General features: G+C 49.2%; 1 protein-coding gene. It reads left to right on the top strand.

What is annotated here, in order from left to right; translation table 11 throughout:
• Positions 1 to 42 precede the first annotated feature (42 nt).
• On the top strand, positions 43 to 238 hold a 196-nt coding region (locus tag FS628_RS32355), incomplete at its 3' end, for a hypothetical protein (protein WP_222125351.1).

Genomic DNA, 238 nt, shown 5'->3' on the forward strand with positions numbered 1-238 from the left:
AAAGATGAGGTTGGTCGGGTGAAAGAGTAGATGGGATAGGATGTGGAGGGAGAAGTGGGGAGGGTAGGTAAGTGGGGTTTTGATGTAGTTGTTGAAATATTGGGAGATGAAAGGGATATAGTAGATATGTGTTATGGGGGTTGGAGGAAGAGAGGGTTAGGGGGGTTAGGGCAGATCAGTAGGATGGGAAGGAGGAGGAGGGGAAAGGAGAACAGGTGGATAGGGAGTACAGTGGAGA

It is taken from the genome of Paenibacillus xylanexedens, from assembly GCF_007676705.1.
GTDB lineage: Bacteria > Bacillota > Bacilli > Paenibacillales > Paenibacillaceae > Paenibacillus > Paenibacillus xylanexedens_C.